This window comes from Actinomadura darangshiensis, assembly GCF_004349235.1.
Lineage (GTDB): Bacteria > Actinomycetota > Actinomycetes > Streptosporangiales > Streptosporangiaceae > Spirillospora > Spirillospora darangshiensis.
The window spans coordinates 20,203-27,475 of the sequence record NZ_SMKY01000104.1 but is presented as its reverse complement, the minus strand read 5'-3'; the positions used below and the strand labels follow the sequence as shown (position 1 = coordinate 27,475).

9 protein-coding genes are annotated in these 7,273 nt (G+C 73.1%); 3 read left to right on the top strand and 6 right to left on the bottom strand.

Annotation, left to right across the window (positions count from 1 at the left end):
• The 3 genes from E1293_RS22450 to E1293_RS22440 all read left to right on the top strand — a co-directional run.
• Window positions 1–429: PGPGW domain-containing protein (locus E1293_RS22450; RefSeq protein ID WP_243716399.1), on the top strand; the 429-nt coding region annotated here is incomplete at its 5' end.
• A 114-nt stretch (window positions 430–543) separates the two neighbouring features.
• On the top strand, window positions 544–954 hold the full coding sequence (locus tag E1293_RS22445) for a hypothetical protein (RefSeq protein ID WP_132199418.1): 411 nt from the start codon (window positions 544–546) through the stop codon (window positions 952–954).
• A 39-nt stretch (window positions 955–993) separates the two neighbouring features.
• The gene (locus E1293_RS22440) at window positions 994–1,812 is read left to right on the top strand and encodes an IclR family transcriptional regulator (RefSeq protein WP_132199417.1); all 819 of its coding nucleotides are present in this window, start codon (window positions 994–996) and stop codon (window positions 1,810–1,812) included.
• Window positions 1,813–1,819: 7 nt separating this feature from the next.
• Here the strand turns inward: E1293_RS22440 and E1293_RS22435 are convergent, their stop codons facing one another.
• Genes E1293_RS22435 through E1293_RS22410 form a run of 6 tightly spaced genes read right to left on the bottom strand, consistent with a single transcriptional unit; the run spans window position 1,820 to window position 7,168 of the window.
• A complete protein-coding gene (locus E1293_RS22435; protein ID WP_132199416.1) occupies window positions 1,820–3,064 on the bottom strand; it encodes an amidohydrolase family protein in 1,245 nt (414 codons plus the stop codon).
• Window positions 3,061–3,828, bottom strand: a complete 768-nt coding sequence (locus tag E1293_RS22430) for an alpha/beta hydrolase (protein WP_132199415.1) — start codon at window positions 3,826–3,828, stop codon at window positions 3,061–3,063. Before E1293_RS22430 ends, E1293_RS22435 begins: the two co-directional genes overlap by 4 nt.
• Window positions 3,828–4,679, bottom strand: a complete 852-nt coding sequence (locus E1293_RS22425; protein ID WP_132199414.1) for a fumarylacetoacetate hydrolase family protein — start codon at window positions 4,677–4,679, stop codon at window positions 3,828–3,830. The genes E1293_RS22430 and E1293_RS22425 overlap by 1 nt, the downstream gene beginning before the upstream one ends.
• Window positions 4,676–5,545, bottom strand: a complete 870-nt coding sequence (locus E1293_RS22420) for a fumarylacetoacetate hydrolase family protein (protein WP_132199413.1) — start codon at window positions 5,543–5,545, stop codon at window positions 4,676–4,678. The genes E1293_RS22425 and E1293_RS22420 overlap by 4 nt, the downstream gene beginning before the upstream one ends.
• 14 nt (window positions 5,546–5,559) lie before the next feature.
• A complete protein-coding gene (locus E1293_RS22415; RefSeq protein WP_132199412.1) occupies window positions 5,560–6,348 on the bottom strand; it encodes an SDR family NAD(P)-dependent oxidoreductase in 789 nt (262 codons plus the stop codon).
• Window positions 6,349–6,406: 58 nt separating this feature from the next.
• Entirely contained in the window at window positions 6,407–7,168 is a 762-nt protein-coding gene (locus E1293_RS22410; RefSeq protein WP_207939019.1) for an SDR family NAD(P)-dependent oxidoreductase, read from the bottom strand.
• Window positions 7,169–7,273: the final 105 nt, after the last annotated feature.

The window sequence follows — 7,273 nt, the reverse complement described above, 5'->3', positions numbered from 1 at the left end:
CACCCGGACGGACGGGGGGAAAGCATGGGATACGGGAGGTCCACCAGGCGTGCCCTGGTGCTGGTCGCGGGCGGTGCCGTCCTGCTGGCCGGGGTCGCCCTGCTCGTCCTGCCGGGGCCGGGCCTGCTGCTGGTGCTGGCGGGGCTGCTCATCCTGGCGCGCGAGTTCCCGGGCGTCGACCGGTACGTCGAGCCCGTCCGGGAGCGGGCGATCCAGGCGGCGGAGGAGAGCGTGACCTCGTGGTGGCGCCTCACCGGCTCGATCCTGACCGGGCTGGCGCTGATCGGCGCGGGCGTCGCCTGGGGCCTCGTCCCCGAGCTGCCGTTCAGCGGATGGAGCGCCGGCGCGAGCCTCATCCTTTCCGGCTTCATTCTTTTCGGGCTTCTGTACTGGAGTTATCGCCGGGTCAGCACCCGCCGCGCCGGATGACGGCGGGCGGCCTTGCACGGTCCGTGACCGGGTTTTGCCGAAATGTTCCGGCGGGTTGATCCGGCGGGCGGGTATCACCGTGCAATGGGTATGGGCATAGTTCTTCGTCTACTCGTGGCCGCGGGACTCGCGGCCGACGCCGTCGTTCACTGGCGGCTGGCACCCGACTTCTCCCCAGGGCCCCATTCTCCGAGCAGCACCATCCACGCGGACGACCTGTTCCGGGCCGAGGCCGTCGTGGCGGTCGTGGCGGGTCTGCTCGTGCTGTTCTGGGCCCGGCGCTGGACCTACGCGATCGCGTTCATCGTCGCGGCGAGCGCCGCCGGCGCGGTACTGCTGTACTACTCCGTCGATGTCGGGCAGCTCGGCCCGCTTCCGAAGATGTACGACCCGACGTGGTCCAGCGACAAGACGATCAGCCTCGCCGGGGAGGCCGTCGCCGCGATCGCCGCGCTCATCGGCTTCTTCACCGCGGGCCGGGATCATCGCGCCGAATCGCGCTCGACCACCGCTTCCGTAGGATGAAAGGCGCATCGACCGCGACACAGTGAGAGCGAGGCGTGCGTGCCGCCGCGTGACCGAACGACGCCCCGCCCCGCCGGCGGGGCGGCCCGGCCCAAGAGCGGCTACCACGTGGAGGCGCTGGCGAAGGGCCTGCGCATCCTCGGGCTGTTCTCCGAGCAGCGCCCGGCCATGAAGCTGACCGACATGGCCGCCGCGGCGGGCCTGCCCCTGCCCACCGCCTTCCGGATGGCGTCCACCCTCACCGCCGAAGGGTTCCTGGAGCAGCTGCCGGACGGCGCGTACCGGCCCGCGCCCAAGGTGCTGACGCTCGGCTTCTCGGCGCTGCGCAGCCTCGACCTCGTTCAGCTCGCCGACGGCCCGCTCCGCGGCCTGGTCGCCGCCACCGGGCAGACGGTGAACCTCGGCGTCCTGTCCGGCGACCACGTCCTGTACCTGGTGAGGCTGCGCAACAACGACCTGGTGACGGCCAACATCCAGGTGGGGTCGCGGCTCCCCGCCGTGCGCACCTCGATGGGCAAGGTGCTGCTCGCCCAGCTCGACGACGCCGGGCTGGAACGGGTACTGACCGCGGAGTCGTTCGCGGGGCCGGCCGGCCCCAACGCCGTGGCCTCGCTGGACGGGCTCCGGCCCGTCCTCGCGGACACCCGGGCCCGGGGATGGGCACTGCAGGACGAGGAACTGGCCTACGGGCTCCGGTCGGTCGCGGCGCCCGTCCGGGACGCCTCTGGGACGGTCGTGGCCGCGGTCAACGTGGCCGTCCCCGCGATGGAGGTGCCCGCGGCCCGCCTCCTGGACGAGGTGCGCCCGCTGGTCCAGGAGACGTGCGCGCAGATCTCCCGCCTGCTCGGGGGCCGCTGACCCGCGCTCAGGCGGGCGCCTTGCGGAACCGGCCGCCCTGCACGATCGCGATCAGGTTTGCCGGGTCCTGGAGCAGCGCGACGTCGCGGGACGGGTCGCCCCGCACGACCAGCAGGTCGGCGAGGTAGCCGGGGGCGAGCACGCCCAGCTCGTCCGCCATGCCCATGACCTCGCCGCCCCACTTCGTCGCGGCGACCAGCGCTTCCGCCGGGGTGTAGCCGAACAGGTCCACGAAGAGCTGGAGGTCGCGGGCGTTGCGGCCGATCGGCGTCTGCGGGAAGCCGTAGTCGCCGCCCGGCAGGACGCGGATGCCGCGCCGCCGCATCTCCGGATACAGCGCCGTCTGGGCCTCCAGCTGCGCGACCGACCCCATGCGGTCGGCCATGGCCCGGTCGATCCCGAACTCCGCGGCCTCGTGGACGTTCGCCCACATGATGCCGACGGCGGGCGCGGTGAACAGGTCGTCCTTGTGCTCCTCCAGGAGGTCGAGCGCCTCCTCGTCGGCGTAGGAGCAGTGGTACACCGACCGGAACCCGTTGCGGACGGCCAGTTTGATCGACTCGGGGTTCTGGGCGTGGCAGTTGAGCCACACTCCCGCCGCCCGCGCGGCGGCCCCGGCGGCGGCCGCCTCCTCGGCGGTGTACTGGGTCTGCATCGAGCCGCCCGGGACGAACACGTCGTCGTTGCTGAGGAGCAGCTTGACCGAGTCGAACCCGAGGGCGGCCTGGTCCGCGATGAACCGCGCCAGGCCGGCCGGCGCGGTGGCCTCGGCGCCGTGCCGGACGGGGTTGTTGTCGCGTTCGAAGCTCGCCGCGCGCAGCCTCGGGCCCGGCACCTCGCCGGCCGCGATCCGGTCGCGGAGCCGGACCTCCACGTTGCCCGGAGTGAGCGAGCCCGCCGAATAGGCGCTGGTGAAGCCCGCGTCCAGGAGGATGCGGGCGTTGCGTTCGGCGAGTGCCAGGTGCTCCTCGGCCGTGGGTGGACGCTCGAAGAACGACACGTCCACGGGCGGGTTGAAGCCCGGCTCCACATGGCCGACCGCCGAGGGGAACGTCAGGTGCGCGTGCCCCTCGACCAGCCCCGGAATCACCGTGCCGCCCGCGCAGTCGACCACGGCGGCGCCCTCGGGCGGCGGCGAGTGGCCCGGGAGGACGCGCACGATCCGGTCGTCGCGCACGACGACCTCGCCCGGGAAGGACTCGCGGCCCGTCCCGTCGAACACCGAACCACCGGTGAAGACGATCTCGCTCATTCCGTCACCTCTCTCGCGAACCGGAGGGACGCCTCGAAGACGGCCGCCACGTCGGGTGCGTCCCGCCACATGTGGTCGGCGCCCTCGACCGGCAGCAGGTCGACCCAGGCGCCCGCGCCGCGCAGCGCCGCCGCCATCCGGCCGCTCTGCGTGTAGGGGACCATCCGGTCGGCGGTCCCGTGCCAGAGCCGGAAGGGCGGCGCGTCCGGGTGGACGTGCGCGACCGGGCTGGCCTCGGCGGCGAGGGCGGGCGCGTCCCGCACCACGCAGCCCAGCAGGAGGGCCTCCCGCGATGCCGGGTCGGCGCTGCCCGGCATCGTGGCGAGGTCGTACACCCCGTACCAGCCCACGACCGCCGCGATCCCCGGCCCGGTGAGCGCGGCCAGTGCGGCCAGGTGGGCGCCCGCCGACGCGCCCCACGCCACGATCCGGGAACCGTCGAACCCGTACTCGCCGGCATGGCCGCGCAGCCATTCGACCGCCGCGCGGACGTCGTCCACCTGCGCGGGATGGCGGGCCTCGCCCGTCAGCCGGTAGTCGGCGGCCGCCACCGCGAACCCGGCCGCGGCGAGCCGCTCCAGCGGGCCCGGCCGCCAGCCCGCGAACGCCTCGCCGAAGTCGCGGCGCGAGCCGCGCCGCCAGCCGCCGCCGTGCAGGAACAGGATGACGGGCGGCCGCTCGGCCTCGGGCAGGTAGAGGTCCAGCAGCAGCGGCCGGTACCCGGTCCGGGTCGCGTACTCGACGCCCTCGTGGACCGCCGCCATCACGCGCCGTCCGGCGCCGCGGTGAACCGCTGGGTCAGCCGGCCCACCCCCTCCAGCTCGCTGACGAGGACCTCTCCCGGGCGGAGGAAGCGCTTGGGGGAGCGGGCGTTGCCGACGCCGGCCGGCGTCCCGGTGAAGACCAGGTCGCCGGGGAACAGCCGGCAGACCCGCGACAGCCGGACGAGCAGCTCGGGCACGTCGTAGATCATCGCCGAGGTTCGCGCGCTCTGCATCGTCGCGCCGGACAGGCTGCACGAGATGGCCAGGTCGGACGGGTCGTCGAACTCGTCCGGCGTGACCAGCCAGGGGCCGGTCGGGCCGAAGCCCGGGAACGACTTGGCCAGGCTGAACTGCGGCCTGGCCCCGGCGAGCTGCGACGTCCGCTCGGAGAGGTCCTGGCCCGCCATGAGGCCGGCGACGTGGTCCCAGGCGTCCTCCCGCCGGATCCGGACGGCCTCCCGGGACACCGCCAGCACCATCTCCACCTCCCAGTCCACGGTGCCGGTCGGCAGCTCGACCTCGCAGACGGGCCCGGCGAGGCAGCTCGGGAACTTGGTGAAGGTCACGGGCGTGGAGTCGGGCGGGTAACCGGCCTCGCTCGCGTGCGCGGCGTAGTTGACGCCGATCGCGAACACCTGGGCCGGGCGCGGGACGGGCGGGCCCAGCTCCTCCGGTGCGAACGGCTTGCCGCGCGCCGGGTCGGCGGACGCGGCCCAGTCGCGGAACCCGTCCCAGTCGGCGAAGGCGGCCTGCGGGTCGGCGGAGAACCGGCCGCCGCTCGCCTCGGCGACGTCGACGGCGCTGTCACCGGCGATGACGGCCGCGCGCCCGTCCAGGTTGGCGAGCCTCACCAGTCGACCTTCTCCGGCGCGGGCTCGCCGTGCGCGTCCTCCCAGGAGACCACGGGGTTGCGCAGCGTCCCGACGCCCTCGATCTCGGCCTCCACGGTGTCGCCCGGACGCAGGTAGAACTCGAACGGGTCCGGCTGGACGGCGGCGACGCCCGAGACCGTCCCCGTGGTGAGGATGTCGCCCGCGCTGTAGGTCTGCGGCGAGTGGTAGGCCACCAGGTGCGGGATCGACACCCGCATCTGCTTGGTGTGCCCGGTCTGCCGCGTCTGCCCGTTCACCCGCAGCTCCATGGCGAGGTTCTGCATGTCGCCGATCTCGTCGGCGGTGACGATCCACGGGCCGATCGGGCAGAACGTGTCGATCGCCTTGCTGAAGGAGAACACGCCCGACTCCATCTCGCGGCGCTGGATGTCGCGGGCCGTGATGTCGTTGAAGACGGTGAACCCGGCGATGTGCTCCAGCGCCTCGTCGGGGCCGAAGAACTTGCCCGGCTTGCCGATGACGACGGCCAGTTCGAGCTCGTAGTCCAGCTCCTTGGTGAGGTGCTCCGGGTAGACGACCGGGTCGTCCGGGCCGATGATCGCGTCGACGTTCTGGAAGAACACGATGCCCTTGTGCACCGGATGCGACCAGTTGACCGCCTGCAGCTCCTCGTGGTGGTCGGCGAAGTTGCCGGCGGTGTGGAAGAACTTCTTCGGCCTGATCGGCGCGCGGAGCCGGACGTCCGCCAGCTTCAGCCGCTCGCCGGTCTCGGCCGCCGTGCCGCCGCGCTCGAAGAACGCGCGCGTGGACGGGACGTCCAGCTCGATGACGTCGTCGCCGTCCAGCCGGCCGACCCGGCCCTCGTCGAAAGTGATCAGCTTCATCGGTCGTCCTCCTCTCAGGCCCCGACCATGTTGAACCCGCCGTCGGCGAGCATGTAGGCGCCCGTGATGTGCGAGGCGTCCTCGGTGGCGAGGAACAGGGCGGTGCCCGCGACCACCTCGGGCGGCGGGATCTGGCCCATCGGCGTCTGCGCGATGAGCTTCTCGCGCCGCCCCGACTTCCAGTCCTCGCGCTCCAGCGTGGCGCCGGTCTCCATGAAGCCGGGCGCGAACGTGTTGACGCGGACGGACGGCGCGAACGCCGCCGCGTACGACTTGGTGATGCCGAGCAGCCCGTACTTGGCGGCGGCGTACTGGGGCGCCCGCGCGCTGCCCCGGACCACGACGGTCGACCCGATGTTCACGATCGCGCCGTGGCCCTGGTCGAGCATCCGGGAGCCGAACTCGTGCGTCATCAGCAGCGTGCCCTTGACGTCGACGTCGATGACGCGGTCCAGGGACTCCTGCGTCAGGGCGCGCCAGGACATCTGCTCGGTCGCCACGTCCCCGACGTTGTTGACCAGCACGTCGAGGGCGCCGGCCTGGGCGAAGGACTCGTCGGCGAGGCGGCGGATCGAGTCCCAGGACGAGATGTCGGCCTGCACCACGAACGCCTCGCCGCCGGCGTCCCGGACACGCTCCGCGGTCCGCTCGGCGCCCTCCTTCGAGCTGTTGTAGTGGACCCCGACCCGGGCGCCCTCCTGCGCCGCGCGGACCGCGATCTCGGCGCCGAAGCCGGTGCCGGCCCCCGTGACCAGCACCGTCTTCCCCGCGAACCGCGGGAAGATCTTCTGCTCCGTGCTCATGTGAGTTCTCCTCTACGTGTCGTGGCCGGGGGGACGAACTCCCACACCCCCTGGAACCTCATACGAGGGTGCGTCCGCCGTCGACGTACATGATGTGCCCTGTCATGAACGCCGCGTGCGGCGAGGAAAGGAACAGGATCGGGCCGACGACCTCGGCGGGGGTGCCGAGCCGCCCGGCCGGGACCAGCCGGACCAGGTCCTCGCGGACGCCCGGCTCCGCGAGGTGGGCGGCGGTCAGCGGCGTCTCGACGTAGCCGGGCGCGACCGCGTTCACCGTGACCCCGTGGCACGCCCACTCGGCCGCCATGACCCGCATCATCTGGTTCATGCCGCCCTTGGACGCGGCGTACGGGCCGTGCCTCTTGTGCGCGAGGTGCCCGGAGACCGAGGACAGCAGGACGATCCGCCCGCCGCCCGCGCCGGTCATGTGCCGGCCCGCCGCCTGCGCCGCGCCGAACGCGGTGGACAGGTTGGTCCGCAGCATCCCGTCCCATTCGGCCTCGGTGAACTCCAGGATCGGCCGGCGGTCGTTGACGCCGACGCAGTGCAGGAGCACGTCCAGGCCGCCCATCGCGCCGAGCGCGTGCCGGACGGCGGCCGCGCCGGCGCCCGGCTCGGTGAGGTCGGCGGCGAGGGTGTGGGGCCGGGTGCCGTCCGGGGCCGCGGGCAGGGCGTCCAGGCGGCCGGGGTCCCGGTCGACCGCCGTGACGGCCGCCCCCGCGCCGAGGTATCCGCGGGCGCACTCGGCGCCGATCCCGCCCGCGCCGAGGACGAGCACCCGTGCGCCGCGCAGCCCCAGCCAATCCGACCCGTCGGCCACGTGCGCCCCCAGCTTCCCTATACTTTCACTGAGTGAAACTTACTTTCACCAATAAGAGTATCTTGCCGCCCGGTGGAGATCGTCAAGGGACCGCCCCCGCTTGCG